At 41.1% G+C, this 18,252-nt stretch carries 18 protein-coding genes; 8 read left to right on the forward strand and 10 right to left on the reverse strand.

Annotation, left to right across the window (positions count from 1 at the left end; all coding sequences use genetic code 11):
• Positions 1-6: 6 nt before the first annotated feature.
• Positions 7-1,068 (reverse strand): AI-2E family transporter, encoded by a 1,062-nt coding sequence (locus DB520_RS15945; protein ID WP_114750725.1) that lies wholly within the window; start codon positions 1,066-1,068, stop codon positions 7-9.
• 164 nt (positions 1,069-1,232) lie between these two features.
• Between DB520_RS15945 and DB520_RS15950 the strand changes: the two genes are divergently transcribed.
• Entirely contained in the window at positions 1,233-2,285 is a 1,053-nt protein-coding gene (locus tag DB520_RS15950; protein WP_114750726.1) for a cation diffusion facilitator family transporter, read from the forward strand.
• 481 nt (positions 2,286-2,766) lie between these two features.
• Here the strand turns inward: DB520_RS15950 and DB520_RS15955 are convergent, their stop codons facing one another.
• Positions 2,767-4,818 carry a M3 family metallopeptidase gene (locus DB520_RS15955; RefSeq protein ID WP_114750727.1) on the reverse strand — a complete coding sequence of 684 codons (2,052 nt, stop codon included), beginning with the start codon at positions 4,816-4,818 and terminating at the stop codon, positions 2,767-2,769.
• A 390-nt stretch (positions 4,819-5,208) separates the two neighbouring features.
• On the opposite strand from DB520_RS15955, the gene DB520_RS15965 reads away from it, so the two are divergent.
• On the forward strand, positions 5,209-5,727 hold the full coding sequence (locus tag DB520_RS15965; protein ID WP_114750729.1) for a DinB family protein: 519 nt from the start codon (positions 5,209-5,211) through the stop codon (positions 5,725-5,727).
• A gap of 56 nt (positions 5,728-5,783) precedes the next feature.
• A complete protein-coding gene (trxA, locus tag DB520_RS15970) occupies positions 5,784-6,104 on the forward strand; it encodes a thioredoxin (RefSeq protein WP_114750730.1) in 321 nt (106 codons plus the stop codon).
• Positions 6,105-6,116: 12 nt separating this feature from the next.
• On the opposite strand, the gene DB520_RS15975 is transcribed toward trxA, so the two are convergent.
• The 3 genes from DB520_RS15975 to DB520_RS15985 are packed head-to-tail and all read right to left on the reverse strand — an operon-like array spanning position 6,117 to position 9,357.
• Positions 6,117-6,623 carry a DUF4442 domain-containing protein gene (locus tag DB520_RS15975; protein ID WP_114750731.1) on the reverse strand — a complete coding sequence of 169 codons (507 nt, stop codon included), beginning with the start codon at positions 6,621-6,623 and terminating at the stop codon, positions 6,117-6,119.
• Positions 6,610-8,874, reverse strand: a complete 2,265-nt coding sequence (locus tag DB520_RS15980) for a response regulator (protein WP_157972119.1) — start codon at positions 8,872-8,874, stop codon at positions 6,610-6,612. Before DB520_RS15980 ends, DB520_RS15975 begins: the two co-directional genes overlap by 14 nt.
• 48 nt (positions 8,875-8,922) lie before the next feature.
• Positions 8,923-9,357: a peptidylprolyl isomerase gene (locus DB520_RS15985; protein ID WP_114750733.1), complete on the reverse strand. Its 435-nt coding sequence runs from the start codon at positions 9,355-9,357 to the stop codon at positions 8,923-8,925.
• 300 nt (positions 9,358-9,657) lie between these two features.
• On the opposite strand from DB520_RS15985, the gene DB520_RS15990 reads away from it, so the two are divergent.
• Entirely contained in the window at positions 9,658-11,163 is a 1,506-nt protein-coding gene (locus tag DB520_RS15990; protein WP_114750882.1) for a peptide MFS transporter, read from the forward strand.
• A gap of 50 nt (positions 11,164-11,213) precedes the next feature.
• Here DB520_RS15990 and DB520_RS27060 read toward each other — a convergent pair whose 3' ends face one another.
• The 4 genes from DB520_RS27060 to DB520_RS16005 form a co-directional block, all read right to left on the reverse strand.
• A complete protein-coding gene (locus DB520_RS27060; RefSeq protein ID WP_198675362.1) occupies positions 11,214-11,366 on the reverse strand; it encodes a hypothetical protein in 153 nt (50 codons plus the stop codon).
• A gap of 199 nt (positions 11,367-11,565) precedes the next feature.
• Positions 11,566-11,769: a hypothetical protein gene (locus DB520_RS15995; RefSeq protein WP_114750734.1), complete on the reverse strand. Its 204-nt coding sequence runs from the start codon at positions 11,767-11,769 to the stop codon at positions 11,566-11,568.
• A gap of 62 nt (positions 11,770-11,831) precedes the next feature.
• Positions 11,832-12,356 carry a hypothetical protein gene (locus DB520_RS16000; RefSeq protein WP_317047765.1) on the reverse strand — a complete coding sequence of 175 codons (525 nt, stop codon included), beginning with the start codon at positions 12,354-12,356 and terminating at the stop codon, positions 11,832-11,834.
• Between the two features lie 43 nt (positions 12,357-12,399).
• Positions 12,400-12,774 (reverse strand): response regulator, encoded by a 375-nt coding sequence (locus DB520_RS16005; RefSeq protein WP_114750735.1) that lies wholly within the window; start codon positions 12,772-12,774, stop codon positions 12,400-12,402.
• A 277-nt stretch (positions 12,775-13,051) separates the two neighbouring features.
• Between DB520_RS16005 and DB520_RS16010 the strand changes: the two genes are divergently transcribed.
• Complete coding sequence (locus DB520_RS16010) at positions 13,052-13,534, forward strand: deoxycytidylate deaminase (RefSeq protein WP_114750736.1); 483 nt, start codon at positions 13,052-13,054, stop codon at positions 13,532-13,534.
• Here DB520_RS16010 and murB read toward each other — a convergent pair.
• Complete coding sequence (gene murB / locus DB520_RS16015) at positions 13,531-14,544, reverse strand: UDP-N-acetylmuramate dehydrogenase (protein ID WP_114750737.1); 1,014 nt, start codon at positions 14,542-14,544, stop codon at positions 13,531-13,533. The two genes, DB520_RS16010 and murB, sit on opposite strands and share 4 nt — an antisense overlap.
• Positions 14,545-14,888: 344 nt before the next feature.
• Here murB and DB520_RS16025 point away from each other — a divergent pair, with 344 nt between their 5' ends.
• The 3 genes from DB520_RS16025 to DB520_RS16035 are packed head-to-tail and all read left to right on the forward strand — an operon-like array spanning position 14,889 to position 17,987.
• Positions 14,889-15,830 (forward strand): succinylglutamate desuccinylase/aspartoacylase family protein, encoded by a 942-nt coding sequence (locus DB520_RS16025; RefSeq protein ID WP_114750739.1) that lies wholly within the window; start codon positions 14,889-14,891, stop codon positions 15,828-15,830.
• Between the two features lie 38 nt (positions 15,831-15,868).
• A complete protein-coding gene (egtB, locus tag DB520_RS16030; RefSeq protein ID WP_114750740.1) occupies positions 15,869-17,008 on the forward strand; it encodes an ergothioneine biosynthesis protein EgtB in 1,140 nt (379 codons plus the stop codon).
• A gap of 16 nt (positions 17,009-17,024) precedes the next feature.
• Positions 17,025-17,987, forward strand: coding sequence for an L-histidine N(alpha)-methyltransferase (locus tag DB520_RS16035; RefSeq protein ID WP_114750741.1), 963 nt, complete (start codon positions 17,025-17,027; stop codon positions 17,985-17,987).
• The last annotated feature ends 265 nt before the right edge of the window (positions 17,988-18,252 follow it).

Genomic DNA, 18,252 nt, shown 5'->3' on the forward strand with positions numbered 1-18,252 from the left:
TATTAGTTATTTTTTCTGATCTTCGTCCTCACCTAACAAATAAGAAAAGGGTTTGGTGCTCTCTGATAGGTCAAATATCCGTTTTAATATGGCTAGGGTTGGAATTATCAATATCATTCCGGCCACACCCCAAATAGCACCACCTACCAGTAAGGCCATAAAAGTAATTAGTGCGTTCAGGTTGACGTTGCTTCCCACGATCTTTGGGGTTAGGAAGTTGCTTTCAAACATTTGAATAATGGTAAAGGAAATAACCACTGCAAATGGGTAAATGAGACCGTCCATAGTGAGGAAGGCGAAAATAAAGGGCAAAATAGCCCCAAGAAAAGGCCCTAGGTAGGGAATGATATTGAAGAGAGCAGCCAAAATGCCAAAGAATAACGCATGTTTAACTCCTATGATCCAGAGTGCGGCTGTGTTGAGTATAGCCAAAATACCCATTACCTTAATTACCCCTATAATGTAAAATTGAACCACCTTTCTCAGAGAGCGGATTTGATCCTTGACTTCTTCCTCATTGTGTTCTTTAAAAAACCTGGCCACAAAGGCCTCTAAGTGATCCCTGTAAATCAACATGAAAAAGATGAAAACGGGTACTAAAACTACACCAGTCAATGACCCTAGGGTGTTAAGCACAAAATCCGAAACAGATTCACTGTTAGATTCAATAAATTCAAATAGTTGGTTTTTACTGATGCCGTCGCTAATTCCCAAATCTGTGTCTAGTTTCTCTGTGGCGAACTTGTCCACATCTCTGATGTAGTTATTCATCCTTTCTGACACATCCTCCAAATCTTTTGAAAAATTGCTTACCTGTACGACTATTAAGGTAATAATACCGCTTATGGTGATGATGGAAAGTAGCAGGGAAAAAAAGGCACTCAGCACCCTAGGCACTTTTCGGTTTTCCATCCAATTACAGAGTGGTATCATCAGAATCGCGATGTACCCCCCTAGCATTAAAGGAATCAATAAACTTCGACCAACAATCAGGACAAAAATAATGACGATAATCAACAGTAGGATTACCAGGGTTTTAAGGTATCCCGGCAAAATGATTTTGCTCATAAAAGTTAGGTTTTATCTGTTATTCTTAGCTTAAATATAACCATTTTAATTTCACTTTTTTATTTTGTGATTTTCCTGAAAATTCTATGCCAATCTTCCTTTGCTTAGCCAATTGGGTTGGATACCACCTTGGTAGTCCCTCATCGCTTTTTTCAATTTCTAAAATGGGCAAAAATTTGCTATTTTTGAATTCAAAACATAAACCAATTTTTGTGAACGAAGAAAAAAGGCGGCTGATTATCCTGTCCATTGTAGTGAGTGTAGTATTGCTTGTGGTCAAATTTTACTCCTACTATGTGACCAGGTCAAATACCATCTTGACAGACGCCATGGAAAGCATAGTCAATGTGGTGGCTTCCTGCTTTGCACTCTATAGTATTTATTTGAGTAGTCAACCTAAAGACGCCAATCATCCCTATGGGCACGGCAAGATCGAGTTTTTCAGTGCAGGTATTGAGGGTATTCTTATCATAATAGCGGGCATTTTCATTATTTATCAGTCTATTTACAGTTTGATTTTCCCCCAACCGCTATCCATGTTGCCATTTGGTATGGCCTTAGTGGGCTTTTCGGGGATAGTTAATGGCGCCTTAGGACACTTGCTTCAAAAAAAAGGCAAGAAACTCAACAGTTTGACTTTAGAAGCAGATGGTAAACATATCACCACTGATGCGGTGAGCAGTTTCGTGTTGATATTTGGAATTCTGATTATTTACTTGACTGATCTGTATTTCCTTGACAGTGTTTTTTCCTTCTTTTTTTCTGTTTACATTATCTACAACGGTTACGGCTTGGTAAGAAGATCTGTTGCGGGACTCATGGATGAAACCAATCCAGAGGCCATATCTACAACGGTTAAAGTCCTTAATAGAAGCCGGAAGGACAATTGGATAGACATCCATAATATGAGGGTACAGCAGTACGGAGGAGATAGCCATATTGATTTGCACCTGACCTTACCTTATTATTTTGATTTGGTGCAGGTGCATGATGAAGTCCACGATGTAGAAGAGGTACTCGAGGCCAACCTTCCAGGGTATGTAGAAGTATTTGTGCATGCCGATCCCTGCATCCCGGATTCCTGCTGCCATTACTGCCAAATCAAAGACTGTCCTGTCAGGAAATATCCTAAATCAAAAAAAATAATTTGGGATGCCATGAACATGTCCAAAAACCAAAAACACTATCATGAATTGACTTCTTTAATAAAACCATAAATTTTTATCGAACCATTAAAAATGTTTTTTGAATATAAAAATTTGTTTTTCATAAAAATTGTGCGTAATTTTATCCTAATGGTTTATACGGTTGTTGTGGGAATGAAGAGCAGGGTACACGTTTGAATAAAATCCGATTTATTTCCATATCTTCTAATCATAATAAGAATATAATTCTTATTTGAAAGATTTTAGGGGTAACTAATAACGTAAAAAATTGTTTTAAAAAGGTTTTATTTGTATATTTATTTCATAAATGTTGTACTAAAATTCTGGGGCTATGAAAGATAAACAGTTTACCATCTTGATTGCGATATCAGCACTTATTTGGCTGGTGATAATCGGTTTTCTTATTATTTGATAAGTAGTAGGAGATAGGTTTCGTTTTTCCGGATCTTTTCAACCGATAGATTTACCATTTTTAAACAGATTTTTAAAAAGGGGCTTAGATCCTAGGCCCCTTTTTGTAATATAACACATCCTATTTTGTAAGCCCTGCACGCTTTAAAAGTGCCTCAGGCTTTGGTTCCCTGCCCCTAAACCTCCTGTAAAGTTCTTTTGGATGGGCCTTGCCACCGGCTGCTAGTATGTTCTTTTTAAAAGATTCGGAAGTGGAAGGATCAAATATTCCCTTCTCCAAAAAGAGTTCGAAAGCATCTGCATCAAGTACCTCTGCCCATTTGTAGCTGTAGTATCCTGCGGCATACCCTCCTTGAAAAATATGCCCGAAGGAGGTACTCATTAAGGTACCTTCCACTGTTGGAAGCAGTTCGGTGGAACTCATTTGCGACTTTTCAAATACAAAGATGTCCTGTATGTCATTAGGGTCAGCAGTGTAATAAGCCATGTCCAAAAGCCCTAGGCTCACTTGCCTAACTGTTTGGTATCCCTGGTGGAAATTTGCTGCTTTCTTTAGCTTGTCCACCAATTCAGAGGGGATTGGTTCACCTGTCTCGTAATGCCTGGCAAACAAATCCAAGCATTCTTTTTCGTAGCACCAATTTTCCATGATTTGAGAGGGCAACTCCACGAAATCCCAATAAACGTTTGTCCCGGATAAAGATTCGTATTTGCCTTCGGCCAACATACCATGTAATGCGTGACCAAATTCATGAAATAGGGTAGTAACCTCGTTGAAAGTAAGTAGGGAAGGACTAGTCTTAGTTGGCTTTGTGAAGTTGCAGACGATGGAAACCAAAGGCCGTTTCACCGTTCCTTTTTCCCTTCGCTGACCTCTGTAGGAGGTCATCCATGCACCATTTCTCTTGCCCTCCCTTGGGAAAAAATCTACATAGAATACTGCCAAATGCTTTCCATTCCTATCCAAAACTTCATAGGCTGTCACCTCCTCATTGTAAACAGGGATATCCCTATTGGGTTTAAAAATGATCCCAAACAGCTTTTCTGCAGTCAGAAATACTCCCTTTACCGTATTGTTAAGCTCAAAATACGGTTTCAATAATTCGTCGTCTACCTCGTATTTTGCCTTCTTTAACTTTTCGGAATAGTAGCTGAAGTCCCATTTTTCAAGACGGTCAATTCCATCAAGCTCTTTGGCAAATGCCTCCAGTTCTTGAATTTCCTCCATTGCTTTGGGTTTGGATTTCTTCAAAAGGTCCTTTAAAAAGGACAAAACATTCTCCCCTGAACCCGCCATCCTTTCTTCTAAAACAAAATCAGCAAATCTTGGGTATCCCAGAAGCCTTGCTCTCTTATCTTTCAGCAGTAAGATTTTTTTGATCAATTCCTTGTTATCCAATTCATCCCCCTTGCAGGCTTTGGTATGATAAGCAATAAACAATTTCTTCCTCAGCTCCCTGTTTTTAGCATAGGTCATAAAAGGCACATAGCTAGGGAATGCAAGGGTAAATACCCATTTCCCATCTTTCCCTTTTTCAGTGGCAGTTTGAACTGCAGCTTCAATAGCAGACGAAGGCAGCCCCTTGAGGTCCTCCTCATTGTCTATCACCAGTTCATACCTGTTAGTTTCCTTCAACACATGTTCCCCATATTCCAGCCCTAAACTGGAAAGTTGTTTGTCAATTTTCCGTAGCTTTTCTTTGTCCTCAATCCCCAGGTTTGCACCATTTCTCACAAATGCTTTGTAGGTCTTTTCCAGTAATGTTCGGCCTTCTTCGTCTAATTCCAGGTTTTCCTTTTTATGATACACTGACCGGATCTTTTCAAAAAGATCTTCATCCAACATGATGTCGTTGGAGTAGGAAGAAAGGAGAGGTGAAATCTCCTTGGCCAGTGCTTGGATGGTGTCATTGGTTTCTGCGGCATTCAGGTTGAAAAAGATGCTAGAAACCAAGGACAGTCTTTCCCCACTTCTTTCCAAAGCCTCAATGGTGTTATTAAAATCAGGGTGGGGCTCTGTTTTTATATTGGCGATTTCCCTTTTTGCCTCCTCAATGGCTGTTTTAATGGCCGGAAGAAAATGTTCAGGTTTTATTTTGTGAAAAGGAGGGGTGTCATATGGAGTACCATATGGTTCCAAAAGAGGGTTTGAGTTTGTTTTTTTTAATTTCATGTGTTTATAATTGTTTCTTAATGGTCACATAGCCTGCCCCGGACTCGCTTCGGGGGAATCTCGCAACGATAATCATCCCAGTGTGTGACGTGCTCGTCATGCCCTGACTTCCGTCAGGACAGGCTCGATTTCATATGTTTATAATTTCTTTTCAGCGGTCATATAGCCTGCCCCGAACTTGTTTCGGGGGAATCTCGCTTTGATAATCATCCCTCCGTGTGAGGTTCTCCTCATGCTCGATTTCATATGTTTATATATTGTCTTTTCAATTGTCAAATGGAATCTCGCTTTGATATTCATCCCTCCGTTTGAGGTTCTCCACATGCTCGATTCCAAATTGGTTTCTTAAATTTCATATTGGTATCTTGATAAGACTAATTCTCGATCGAAATGGAAAAAGATGATTGGATGCCTTCAAAAGGCGAATACAAACCCTTTTATCAGGGATATGTTTCTAAGATTCAGGACAAAATTGTGCCAGAATTGTTTGAAAAGCAAATACAAACTTATTTGGCCTTTTTTGGCTCCCTTGGGGAAGATAGGGCTTCTCGTCCTTATGCCACAGGTAAATGGAGCTTTAAGCAAGCATTGGGTCATATTCTGGACACGGAGAAAATAATGCATTTCAGGGCCTTGTGCATCATAAGAGAGCCTGGAATTGAGCTTCCCGGATTTGACCAAGATGATTATGTGGACATAGCGGAATTTGACAGGCTTTCCCTAAGGCATATATTGACCTCTTTTGAAACCCATAGGTGGTCCCTGCGTCAGTTTATGGAGACCCTTTCAAAAGAAAGTATGCTGAACAGCGGAGTTGTGGATGGACATGCCATGTCCGTTAGGGCAGCTTGCTGTATAGTGGTGGGTCATGCAGAGCATCATATGGGAGTCTTTAAGAGCTTATCCTAATGTGATTAATATTACATGGAGGAATTAAGAGGTATATTATCTTTGTAAAAAAAAACATGGCAAATTCATCAAAATTCCGGGATCTGATAAATGGAAAACAACCTGTACTGGTCGATTTTTATGCTACTTGGTGTGGTCCCTGCCAAGCACTACAGCCTATCCTGCAGGAGGTGTCCCTCGCATTAAAAGAAAAAGTAAAGGTAATCAAGGTAGATGTGGACAAAAACCAGTTGGCGGCAAAGACGTTCCAAGTAAAAGGTGTACCTACTTTAATCCTTTTTCACAAGGGTAATCAAGTCTGGAGACAATCTGGTGTACTATCAGCCCAGCAGATCCTAAATGCCATTAATTCGCATTTGCCCACCCTTGTCTCCTAAAGAAGAAGACACCTACTCCTTTACTTTAAAAGACCAGTGAATGTTGAATCTGGCCACCACTTCTCCATTAGGGTTTGTACCTTCCACTGGTAGTGTAATACTGGCTGTAAATCCCGGTGAACTCAGGGAAGAAGTTACCTCCTTGATAGTATCCCCTTTTAAACAGGTGAATAAAATAGGTTGGTTAGCCTTTTTAAAAAACTCTCCTTCTACTCCAGTTACCAAGGAGCTGAAGCGCTGTTCTCCCTGTAGGTGGAGTAAACATAAAGCACCGCTGGCTAATTCTGCGGCTCCAGCTAGGGCGGCAAAATATATGGACTTAAATGGGTTTTTAGTCCTATAGGTAAAAGGTAAGGATACCACACATTGCTTTTCATCCAACTTGGCTATCCGAATGCCCCAAAACAAGACGGAAGGCAGTTTCCATAAGAGAAACCAGCGAAATTTAAGGGGAGAGCACATAGCTTGTTGGAATGCGACCTGTTTTGGGGAAAGGGGAATGGGTTTATTTTCGTTCATTGTCCAGCCATTTGCTGAGAATATTCCTCAGGTTTGCTTTAGAAATAGGTTTTGGGATATAGTCATTTATACCTGCAGCGATACACTTTTCCCTTTCTCCGGAAAAGGCGTTTGCAGTGAGTGCAATAATGAAGTGATCCCCCTCTGGCTGAGATTCCCTAATAAGTCGGGTAGCTTGGTAGCCATCCATTTCAGGTAATTGTATATCCATCAGGGTAAGTAATGGAAGTTCTTTTTTGAATAGGGAAACAGCTTCTTCACCTGTTTTAGCCTCTAGAACCTTAGCCTCAGGCAATATTTGTTCTACCAAGGTTTTTACCAGATATAAATTGACCATATTGTCTTCCACAAGTAAAACAGAAATAGGGGCATCCGACAATTTTACCACAGAACTCTCTTGGGTATTGGTTTGATCCTTTTGGGTTTTGATGGTTAAAAGTGCCTTGGGTAAATTTAAATAGCTCAAGGGTTTTTTTGCAAAGAGGAGTTGAGAATCTTTACTGCTATGTTCCTCCCAGACTGTATCGAATAAATCCATTAACAAGATGGGGGAGAGTATGCCCTCTTTTCTGATTTTTCCGTAAACTTCCAAACCAGGAATGGAATTTAATTCTTGGTCAAGGAGAATTAAGTCCCAATCCCTATCCTTTTTCAGTAGTTGCAGAGCAAGCACTTCGTTATCGCAGCCTACCACTTGGTGCCCAAGATTTTCCAGGAGTAGAGTCAGGTGATTGAGACTGGGGCCATAATCATCTACTACAAGGACTTTATTCATTTTTTTAGGAACACCGATTTCTAGTTTTCCTTTACATTTAGTGTCAAATTCAAAATGGAATACACTGCCTTTTCCGACTTCGCTATTTACCTGGAGTACACTGTCCATCTTTGACAGGATTTTATTGGTAATGGTCAGCCCCAGACCCGTCCCCCCGAATTTTCTGGTGGTGGAAGAATCTTCTTGGGAAAATGGCTCCAGGATTCGCTTTTGGTTTGAGCTGCTGATGCCTATGCCCGTGTCCTCTACCGCAAAATGTATCCTACAGGAACTATTCTCTTTATATTCTTTCACCCTTTTTATGGATAATTTTATGTGACCTTTTTGGGTGAATTTTATAGCATTCCCTAATAGGTTGATCAGAACCTGCCGCATGCGGGTTTCATCTGTCCAAATCCAACGTGGACAGTCTTTATCAACATCAAGAATGATCTCCAATTTTTTTTCTTTGGCCTGGTATCGAAACAACTCAATGGTATCCAATGCCAAGGCCTTTAATGGGGACTTTGAATTTTCCAGTTCCAATTTTCCAGCTTCAATTTTGGAAAAGTCGAGGATGTCGTTGATGATTTCCAACAATAAATCTGCGGATTGGTGAATGGTCTGGACATATTCCTTTTGGATGGGCTCTAGGTGTGTATTTCTAAGAAGGTCCGTAAAACCTATGATCCCATTCATAGGAGTCCGTATTTCATGGCTCATATTTGCCAAAAACTCGGACTTTGCCTTGTTGGCACCTTCGGCTTTTTCTTTTTGCCGTATGATTTCATCCTGGAAATGCTTTCTTTCTGTCACGTCCCTGGAGGAAGCAATCACAAAACCCTCCCCCCTGATGTTAAAATACCTTACCGTAACCTCCACTGGAAAGGTTTTGCCAGTTTTTTGGTTTTTGTTAACCCCCTCAATCACCATTCTATCCATGGATTTCAATTCATCCACGTGACGTTCCCAAGTCCCTTCTTCCCTGAAGATTTCCTCAAAATCCTTTACATGGTATAAATGGCTTGCCCCCTGTGCAATGCCTAAACGTTGGGATGATTCCTTATTGATATAAATCAATTGCCCGTTTTCATCACTCACCTGAAAGGCTTCGTTACTGTTTTCCACGAAACTCAGTAAGAGCTCCAGCCTTTGTTTGTCCACCTTGTTCTTCGTAGCCTCCTTTTGAAGCCCAAAGAGTTTATCTTTGATGGTTTTAAGTGCCTTGTCTATTTTTTCGCTCTCGGTGGGTGGGTTAGTAGGATTGCTTTTATAAAGGGAAATTGCCAATTCTTCCAGCTTTTCAAGTGCCTGCTCCCAATTACCATCCTTTTTAATTCTGGTATCCCAACTTGATTCGGGAATGTCCTCAAAGTCCGGCATCCCAAAACTCTGAAGAAGATCCTTGATAAAAAGTCTTACGGACTCGTCATTTTTCCAGGAGTCTTTGGGCCAATGTTTTTCAATCAAAGAAAATATTAACTTATTAGGCTCCATACTGGACTTTTTCAAAGTGGAATCAGGCAAAGGTGAAAAGGTAAAATGTCAATCATGAATAATTATTTTTTCAATGACATCTCCTGCTCGGATTTGGTCGATTACCTCTAGTCCTTCAGTTACTTTCCCAAAGCAGGTGTGGTTCCTATCCAAGTGCTTTGTGTTGTCCCTGTTATGACAGATAAAAAATTGCGAACCCCCGGTATTTCTTCCTGCATGAGCCATACTAAGCACTCCTTTTTCATGGTGCTGCAAATCCCCATCCAACTCACAATCGATGTGATATCCTGGCCCACCAGTCCCATTTCCTTTTGGACATCCCCCTTGGATCATGAAGTTGGGGATTACTCTATGGAAGCTAAGCCCATCGTAGAAACCTTCTTTGGCAAGTTTTATGAAATTCTTAACCGTACCAGGTGCATCATCGTCATAAAAACTAACTTTCATTATTCCTTTTCCGGTCTTAATTTCCCCTGTTGTCATTTCTGTTGTCATATTATTGATTTTAAAATAAACTGTATTATTTCTTACATATAAGGTGCCAATTCCAAGGTAAGGTTCATTTTTTAATGGATATAATATGCTTATTATACTCTACCCAGCATAATTAAAACCAAAAGGTAGGTTTTTTTCGGCAAAAAAATATAGTAACATTGTACAATTGGTTATAACTCTTTTTTGCACTAAACCTGTAAATCCTTGAGAGAAGAGAATTTGCTTGGCAAGCACAACGCCCCCGACCTTTACGATGGGCCTCAACTGTTAGGTCATCCCAAGGGTTTGATGACTTTGTTTTTTACCGAAATGTGGGAAAGGTTCAGTTATTATGGGATGAGGGCTCTTTTGATTCTTTTTATGACAGCCCCTATCGCCTCCGGTGGAATGGGGTTGGATGATGTCTCATCTGGAGCTATTTACGGGCTTTACACCATGGGAGTTTATTTGCTTGCCTTGCCAGGAGGTTGGGTGGCAGATAGGCTGATGGGGTTAAAACGCTCCGTTTGGTATGGAGGTATTATCATAGCCTTAGGGCATTTTACAATGGCTTTTCCGGGAGTATTCGACCTTTTTGTGGAAGAAGGACATGGTAAAGGACTAGATAGCTTGAGGGTGGTGGATACGGTCAGCTTTTACTTGGGACTTGTGTTGATTGTATTCGGCACAGGTCTTCTCAAACCAAATATCAGTTCCATAGTAGGGCAATTGTACCCCGAAGGTAGCAGCAAGCGGGATGCGGGTTTTTCAATTTTTTACATGGGCATCAATTTAGGGGCCTTTATTGCCCCAATTGCCTGCAGTACTTTGGCGGTGTACAATTGGCACCTGGGCTTTGGACTGGCAGGGTTGGGAATGGTATTTGGACTTATTCAGTATAATTTCACCAAGAAATGGCTTACAGGAGTAGGGGAGGTGCCAATACCCGAGGATAATGCTGCAAAAAAAAGGTACAAGAAAACGGTGAATATTTCCCTTGCCGTGCTAGCTGTTTTATTTTTGGGACTTATTGCTACTTTTACTGGCTTGATTACGCTGAATGCCCCTGAGCTTGCCGCGGTATCTAATCAGGTGATTTTAGCAGTGGCTATCGTATATTTCCTTTACTTGTTCTTTCTCGGAGGGTTATCGGAGGTAGAAAAGAAAAGAGTTGGAGTTATTGCGATTTTATTTTTGTTTTCTACTATGTTTTGGGCAGGATTTGAACAGGCAGGCTCCTCCTTAAACTTATTTGCTGAAAGATTCACGAACAGGGAATTTTTGTCTTGGGAAATTCCCGCAGGGTATTTTCAATCCATAAATTCCCTATTTATCATTAGTTTCGCCCCCCTTTTTGGAGCCATGTGGGTGTGGCTGGGAAGAAAAAACCTGGAACCATCCTCCCCTTTGAAATTTGCTTTTGGGTTGTTATTGCTGGGCATAGGCTTTTTGGTGATGGTTTTCGCCGCTAAAGTTGCCTCTTCCGGAGATTTAGCAGCTCCTACTTGGCTAGTGTTTACGTATTTGTTCCATACCTTTGGCGAGCTAAGTTTGAGCCCAGTGGGTTTGAGCCTGACTACAAAACTTGCTCCAAAGAAATTTATGGGGCAGATGATGGGTATCTGGTTCTTGTCCATAGCTCTTGGCAACCTTGTAGCCGGAAGGATTGCAGGACTGACTAGCGGAGGAAGTATCGAGAGCTTACAGCAAATGCCACAGCAATATATGGTCATTGTTTATACCACCTGCGGGGCAGGTGTTCTTCTGCTATTGCTGAGTAACAGGATAAAAAAACTGATGGGAGGGGTGAAATAAAAAACCCGGAACCAAAAATGTCCCAGGTTTGCATAATGGATTATCTTATTTTAAGAGTTTTCCTCAGGGTCTTCTTTTTTGAAGAGTGTGTTCCTGACGTCCATGGCCGAAATACCGGCACCCAGTCCTACGAGAATACATACAATTAATAAAAAAACCTGAGCACCAGTAGCAATGGGAGCATTGAAAATCTCTAACAGCATATTTGATAAATTTTACGTCTGACCTTAATTTGAGCGCAATTTAAGCATTGAAGTAATTATTAGCAAGGAGGTCAAAAAAAAAGCAGGAGTTACTTTCGCTCCTGCCTGTATCATGCTTTCAGTAAATTAGAAAAACCTATTTAATGATTTTAAATTATCTAAGTACTATACCTAAATTTAAGGAATCGACAGTCTCTAACTAGTCGTAATCCTCATCCTCATCTTCATCATAGTCATCGTCAAAATCATCGAATTCGTCCTCAAAATCTCCCTCATCATCAAAGTCGGTGAACAAATCATCCTCAAGTCCATGATCTTCTTCATCGTCAAAGATCTCTTCCGAGAATTCGTCCGCAAACTCATCCTCTTCCATGTCATCGAAATCATCTTCAAAATCAGCCATGCAGGTACCGTTTAATTGCCAGATTTAGGTGTTTTTCTTTGCAATTAATGAAATTTACCCAATTAAGCCAATATCGCAGGGCAATTTATTTTCGCACTTTCTGCCTGAATTACTTTTTGTTGATTATTAGCCCAGGTTTCTTCGAGTATGCCCACCCAAGTTTCAAGGTATAGTACCACATCTTCCCTGTTGTTTTTGTGGAGTTGCCCTCTTTTTGCAGGCGAAATTGCTTTAAGCACCTGGGGATCAGATAACCTTTCCAGGTGCATCAAATCTTCCAAAGTAAACCCTGCGCCTACCAGTTCACCAATCATGAGATCCACGGAAAGCCCGCTAGAAGGACAATAATCATTTAATTGCTCATTCCAGTCCCCGTGTCTTTGCATAGCAAACGCATGTATCTCTGATTTCGAAAAGCGAGTAACCTCTTGTGCGAGATTGCCACAGTTGCACGTACCCATGTGTCCCCATTGATAAGGAGCACCTGATTTGAGATTTTTTATTGTGTTTCTTAATGCTTTAATAACTTTAATTGAAGCTCTAGCCATTTTTTCTGAATTTTTACCGTTCCCTACAAGGAATAACAAATTTTCGGGAAAGTGGTTTGGCTGGAGGGCAAATACCAAAAAATTAATTTAACTTCTCCTTATTCTCGAAAATGGATTTAATGTATTGCTTGACAAGTGGCTTGGAAAGGTATTTTTTCACATGCTGGTATTCGTTCGCTTTATTGATGTCCCTCTCGTCCACCGAGCTACTGAGTATGTAGATTTCAGGGGTTTCATTCTTTGGGTCAAACTCCTCCAGAAAATCCCATCCTGTCATATTGGGCATGTTCAAGTCGAGAAACAAATAGTTGGGGTCGATTTTATATATATCCTTCAGGGCATCTGAGGCATTATCATAGGTGAAAATCTCGCAGGGAAAGTCGAGATTTTTGTGAATCAACTTTTCTGTCACAAAAGTGCTAATGGGATCGTCATCTATAAGTACTATCTTGATCATTAAATTACAAAAACAAGGTTTTGAAAAGCATATTATTAACTACAAAAGTAGCCCAATAGTTTTAATTCATTACTATGGACCTTGATTTTTTTCCTGTTTTGAAGATTTAATCTCAGGAAAAGTGGCGAAAATGCGATTTTCACTATGTTTGTATAAGGGTTCATCCCATATTTGATCAAAAAAACTGTAGGGATGAAGATGAAAAATTTTGTACGATAACGGTAGATTAGTATTTTATGGGTTTTGCTGAGTATTTACTTTATTTGAACGAGAGAGGATGATAAGACCTGATTTTGATGATATTTTTATGGAATTGGCCGTGAATCTGGCCAAAAGGTCCCATTGCATAAAAAAACATGTTGGTGCCGTCCTTGTAAAAGATACACGAATTATTTCAATTGGCTATAATGGGCCTCCATCCGGTACACATAACTGTGACGAGGAATTTCCGGAAACTGGCTGTAGCAGGGACAGTAAAGGCAGTTGTTCCCTGGCACTTCACGCGGAGCAAAATGCCATATTGTACGCAGTTAAGAATAAGGCTACTGTGGAGGGTTCCACACTTTATGTGACTTTGGCCCCATGTCTGCCCTGTGCAAGGATAATATATTCTATGGGTATAGATAAAGTTGTTTTTTTGTTTTCCTATGCAGAATATAAGGGCCTTGATGCCGATGAGGGATTGGAGTTTTTGAGAAAATTCGGAGTGGAAGTGATAAAATATCCTAAAGAAATAGAAATTGAAGACCCTCTGATTTAGAGAATATTGACCTCTGGGTGGAGGTTGATCCCAAATTTTTCCGTAATATCTTTTGAAATCTCCCTTCCTAGGGTCTCGATTGCACTTCCATCCGCGTTTCCATAATTCACCAAAACCAAAGGCTGCTTGGGGTGTACCCCTACCTGTCCGAACCTTTTTCCTTTCCATCCAGCTTGTTCAATAAGCCAAGCTGCGGGAATTTTAATCCCGTCCGACTGGGGAAATCCAGGAATATCCGGATAGTCCTTTTTTAAAAGCTCAAATTTTTCATTGGGAATCACTGGATTCTTAAAAAAGCTGCCGGCGTTGCCAACCTCCCTGGGATCGGGAAGCTTACTTTGTCGTATTTTGATAACGGCCTTGCTTATCGCCTCCAAATTAAGTTGATGGACCCCTTCTTCTTCCAGCGTTTTTTTAATTGCACCATACTCAATATTAAAGGATGGATTTTTCCATAGCCTGAATGTAACCGAGGTGATAATGTACCTTCCCTTTGCCCATTGCTTGAAAATACTATCCCTATACCCAAATTGGCAGGACTTACCGTCAAAGGTTTTCCGTTCCAATGTTTCAATTTCTATGGCATGCAATTGGTGAAAAACCTCTTTTAACTCCACTCCGTAAGCACCAATGTTTTGCATGGGCGATGCGCCCACCGTGCCGGGGATGAGGGAGAGGTTTTCTACTCCTCCCCAGCCTTGGGAAATGGCATAGAGGACAAAATCATGCCATACCTCTCCTGCACCCACTTCGACAAATATCTCGTCTTGGTTTTCCTCCAGCTTATTAATTCCCTTGATGGCTATTTTAATCACCAAACCCTCTATGTCCTTGGTAATTAAAATATTGCTTCCTCCCCCAAGAATAAAAATGGGTAGTTTATTCGCCTTTGCGAAGTCAAGTGCTTCTAGCAGTTCTTCTTCCTCTTTGACAGCGACAAAATTACTTGCAAGCCGTGCTATTCCAAAAGTGTTGTGAGGCTGTAAGGAAACATTCTTTACTATTTTCATGGTTTGAAATTAATTTAAAAAATTCATCAAAAGTAAAGATTCTCTCTTAATTCTTGGCTGGTTTTGATAAACTGTTTTACATTTATTCAAATTTTTCCCAATGAAATCGAGCAAGTCGGGATCGTCATACAGAAAGGTGCCCCCCTCCATAGCTATCCGGCTGGGACAAGCTATCCCGACCCCGATACCCGGCTGGGACAAGTAGTTACCATTGAAATGAAAATAAAAACACATGAAATCGAGCATGAGGAGAATCTCACACGGAGGGATGATTATCAAAGCGAGATTCCCCCGAAGCGAGTCCGGGGCAGGCTATATGACCACTGAAAAGAAATTATAAATAGATGAAAGAAATGGTAATCAATGGTGTCCGGGTCAGGCCAGGACAGTCGATAAATATAGATATAGCCATCGCCAGGCTCCCAACCCATACCCTTATCGATTTGCCGGTATTCATCCTGAGGGCCAAAGAGGAAGGCCCCACAGTTCTGATAAGTGGGGGCTTGCATGGTGATGAAATCAACGGAGTGGTGACGGTCAAGAGACTTTTGGAAGAGGAAATTTTGAGTCCCGTGAGAGGAAGCCTTATTTTGGTGCCCTTGGTAAATACCTATGGTTTTTTGAGCAACTCAAGGACTTTTCCCGATGGCAGGGATTTAAACAGAAGTTTCCCGGGCAGCAGCAGGGGGTCCCTTGCTTCCCAAATCGCCCATATTTTGACCAAAGAAATTATCCCCCAGATCGATTTTGGCGTTGATTTTCATACCGGGGGCAGGATGCTTACCAATTATCCACAGATCAGGGTGGACTATAAGGACAAAAAGGGGGTTCAGCTCGCAGAGGCCTTTGGGGCGCCATTTACCCTAAATTCTTCCATGATTGACAAGTCGTTTAGAAAGGAAGCGTTTAAGTCAAAAAAATCCATTTTGGTTTTCGAAGGAGGTGAATCCATGAGATTGGATAATCAATCCGTAGAAGAAGGAATCTTGGGGATAAGGAGGCTCCTCAAGCACGCCGGGGTAATTGAAGACAGCATAAAGGAAGCCAAAACATTAAAGCTTAAAGAGAGTTTTTGGATTAGGGCCAAGGTTTCCGGGATTTTTATTCCTACTGTAAGTATCGGCGAACAGGTGAGGAAAGGCCAAATGCTGGCGAAAATTTCTGACCCCTACGGACAGGTAAAAGTCCCTGTAAAAAATACCTCGGATGGGTATGTAGTAGGTCTTAACAACTCCCCAGTAGTGAATTCCGGAGACGCACTGTTCCACATTGGGAAAATTCCCTAGCACAATTATTGTGAATTTTAAAAATCAACCTAGATCTTATGCTAAATCATTACCTTGATGTAAGAAATTTTACCGTATCCTTGTGCGAAAACCTTCAGATTGAGGACTATGGGCTTCAAGCTGGGGAATTTGTAAGTCCCGCTAAATGGCATCTGGCCCATACTACTTGGTTTTTTGAAACCTTTGTTCTTCATCCCTACTGCCCAAACTATAAATTGTTTCATCCGTCTTACAGCTTTCTGTATAACAGTTACTACAACGCAATAGGGGAAAGGGTGCCTAGAAATCAAAGGGGACTGATGAGTCGGCCTACGGTAAAGGAGGTAATGGATTATAGGCAACATGTAGACCGTGCTATGGCTGGATTTTTAAAGGATAATACGGACACCAGTCTGGACGACCTGTTGACCTTGGGTCTTCACCATGAGCAACAGCACCAAGAACTTTTCCTGACTGACCTGAAACACAACCTTTCCTATAATCCCCTTCTGCCCTGCATCCGGGATATTGGTGAGTACCCTGCTTCCGCCCCACAACAATGGATTAATGTAAAGGGCGGAATTTATGAAATTGGTTTTCGGGGAGACGGATTTTGTTACGACAACGAATTAGGGGTTCATGAAGTACACCTAGAACCCTATGCTATCTCCAATGTTCCAGTTACCAATGCTGAATATATAGCTTTTATTAAGGATGGAGGGTATGGCAATAACAGCCTTTGGCATTCTGACGGATGGGCTTGGGTGCAGCAACACAATATTTCCCTGCCCCTTTACTGGCAGTCAGAGGACAGCGAATATTTTGTATACACCTTGGATGGCAAGAAAAAAGTGGATCCGGATTCTCCAGTTTGCCATATTTCTTTTTATGAAGCGGCAGCCTATTCGGAGTGGGCGGGCCACAGGTTGCCCACGGAATTTGAATGGGAGGCGGCAGCTGAATTCTTGGATTGGGGGAGTAGGTGGGAATGGACGCAGTCCGCATACTTGCCTTATCCTAGGTTTCAAAAGGCTCCTGGAGCAATTGGGGAGTATAATGGTAAGTTTATGGTAAACCAAATGGTGCTGAGAGGGGCTTCAGTGGCTACCTCACCAAATCATTCAAGGAAGTCCTACAGGAATTTTTTTGGTGCAGAAGCGCAATGGCAGTTTTCGGGTATCAGGTTGGTTAAAAATTAAAAAAATCAGGTTAATCATGACAGTAAACACTTTTGATCTCAAGTTTGCAAAAGATGTGTCTCAAGGACTCCTTCATACCCCCAAAATGCTCTCCTCTCAGTATTTCTATGATGCTAATGGAGACAAGTTGTTTCAGCAGATTATGGAATTGCCGGAGTATTATTTATCCAGGAAGGAATACCAAATCCTGAATGCGAACAGAAAAGCAATTTTAACCCCGGCACTGAAATCTAGCAATGGGTTCAATTTGGTGGAGTGGGGTGCCGGAGATGGTAAGAAAAGCGAACTTCTACTTAGCTACCTGTATGAAAATGGGGTGAATTTCACCTATTTCCCCAATGACATCTCATCCAACGTCTTAAGAGGATTAGGCGAAAAAATTGAAAATAAATACCCTGGATTGAAAGTGGAACCGCTAGAAGGCAACTATTTTGAATTGCTCAAGGCACCATCTTGGAAACAGGACAGGCCCACATTTATGCTTTACCTTGGTTCAAACATTGGGAATTTCAACCAGGAACAGACCCTTGGGCTGTTGGCGAGTATGCAAAGTGCAATGGTAAAAGGAGATTGGCTTTTGGCAGGGTTTGACCTGAAAAAGGATCCAAATAAAATCCTGAGTGCCTATAATGATAGTGCAGGGGTCACCAAGGAGTTTAACCTAAACCTTTTAAGAAGAATAAACCGGGAGCTGGATGCAGATTTTGATCTAGGGAAATTTACACATTGGCCCGTCTATAATCCGGAATCAGGTTTTTGTAAAAGTTATTTGGTGAGTAAGGAGTTCCAAATAGTGCGGATTGGGGCTTTAGATTTGGAGGTTACCTTCCAGGAGGCTGAAACTATTTTTACGGAGATTTCACGAAAGTTTAGCCTTTCGGAAATTAAAGAGCTATCTGTTGAGGCCAACTTTTCGCAAGTTGGAATCTTTAGGGACCAAGATAATTATTTTGCGGATGTCCTTTGGCAAAAGCCATAGAAAATATACTATTGAAACCTTGGCAACAAAGCAAAGTTTTCAAGATGCAATGTATTTTGGTCACTTGGGAAGATGGGATTTTGGACTTTTGCAGATTTTAGGTTGCCCATTTTTAAGAACAGCCTCTCCATGTTCCAAGAAGCCTACAATGAATTTGGGAGTTTAGTGAATTTGTGGGAACGATGAGGTTTCAAAGGAAATCGTGGGGAATTCTTAGTATATTGGGTTTTGAGCCAGTATTTTAAGGTTTTGCTAACTAAACTAT

The organism is Pleomorphovibrio marinus (assembly GCF_003347495.1).
Classification (GTDB): Bacteria; Bacteroidota; Bacteroidia; order Cytophagales; family Cyclobacteriaceae; genus Pleomorphovibrio; species Pleomorphovibrio marinus.

What these genes read in the sequence shown, in the direction of transcription:
- DB520_RS15945 (WP_114750725.1), bottom strand. Translation starts at nt 1,068, where the DNA reads ATGAGCAAAATCATTTTGCCGGGATACCTTAAAACCCTGGTAATCCTA.
- DB520_RS15950 (WP_114750726.1), top strand. Translation starts at nt 1,233, where the DNA reads ATGGGCAAAAATTTGCTATTTTTGAATTCAAAACATAAACCAATTTTT.
- DB520_RS15955 (WP_114750727.1), bottom strand. Translation starts at nt 4,818, where the DNA reads ATGAAATTAAAAAAAACAAACTCAAACCCTCTTTTGGAACCATATGGT.
- DB520_RS15965 (WP_114750729.1), top strand. Translation starts at nt 5,209, where the DNA reads ATGGAAAAAGATGATTGGATGCCTTCAAAAGGCGAATACAAACCCTTT.
- trxA (WP_114750730.1), top strand. Translation starts at nt 5,784, where the DNA reads ATGGCAAATTCATCAAAATTCCGGGATCTGATAAATGGAAAACAACCT.
- DB520_RS15975 (WP_114750731.1), bottom strand. Translation starts at nt 6,623, where the DNA reads ATGAACGAAAATAAACCCATTCCCCTTTCCCCAAAACAGGTCGCATTC.
- DB520_RS15980 (WP_157972119.1), bottom strand. Translation starts at nt 8,874, where the DNA reads ATGGAGCCTAATAAGTTAATATTTTCTTTGATTGAAAAACATTGGCCC.
- DB520_RS15985 (WP_114750733.1), bottom strand. Translation starts at nt 9,357, where the DNA reads ATGACAACAGGGGAAATTAAGACCGGAAAAGGAATAATGAAAGTTAGT.
- DB520_RS15990 (WP_114750882.1), top strand. Translation starts at nt 9,658, where the DNA reads ATGACTTTGTTTTTTACCGAAATGTGGGAAAGGTTCAGTTATTATGGG.
- DB520_RS27060 (WP_198675362.1), bottom strand. Translation starts at nt 11,366, where the DNA reads ATGCTGTTAGAGATTTTCAATGCTCCCATTGCTACTGGTGCTCAGGTT.
- DB520_RS15995 (WP_114750734.1), bottom strand. Translation starts at nt 11,769, where the DNA reads ATGGCTGATTTTGAAGATGATTTCGATGACATGGAAGAGGATGAGTTT.
- DB520_RS16005 (WP_114750735.1), bottom strand. Translation starts at nt 12,774, where the DNA reads ATGATCAAGATAGTACTTATAGATGACGATCCCATTAGCACTTTTGTG.
- DB520_RS16010 (WP_114750736.1), top strand. Translation starts at nt 13,052, where the DNA reads ATGATAAGACCTGATTTTGATGATATTTTTATGGAATTGGCCGTGAAT.
- murB (WP_114750737.1), bottom strand. Translation starts at nt 14,544, where the DNA reads ATGAAAATAGTAAAGAATGTTTCCTTACAGCCTCACAACACTTTTGGA.
- DB520_RS16025 (WP_114750739.1), top strand. Translation starts at nt 14,889, where the DNA reads ATGAAAGAAATGGTAATCAATGGTGTCCGGGTCAGGCCAGGACAGTCG.
- egtB (WP_114750740.1), top strand. Translation starts at nt 15,869, where the DNA reads ATGCTAAATCATTACCTTGATGTAAGAAATTTTACCGTATCCTTGTGC.
- DB520_RS16035 (WP_114750741.1), top strand. Translation starts at nt 17,025, where the DNA reads ATGACAGTAAACACTTTTGATCTCAAGTTTGCAAAAGATGTGTCTCAA.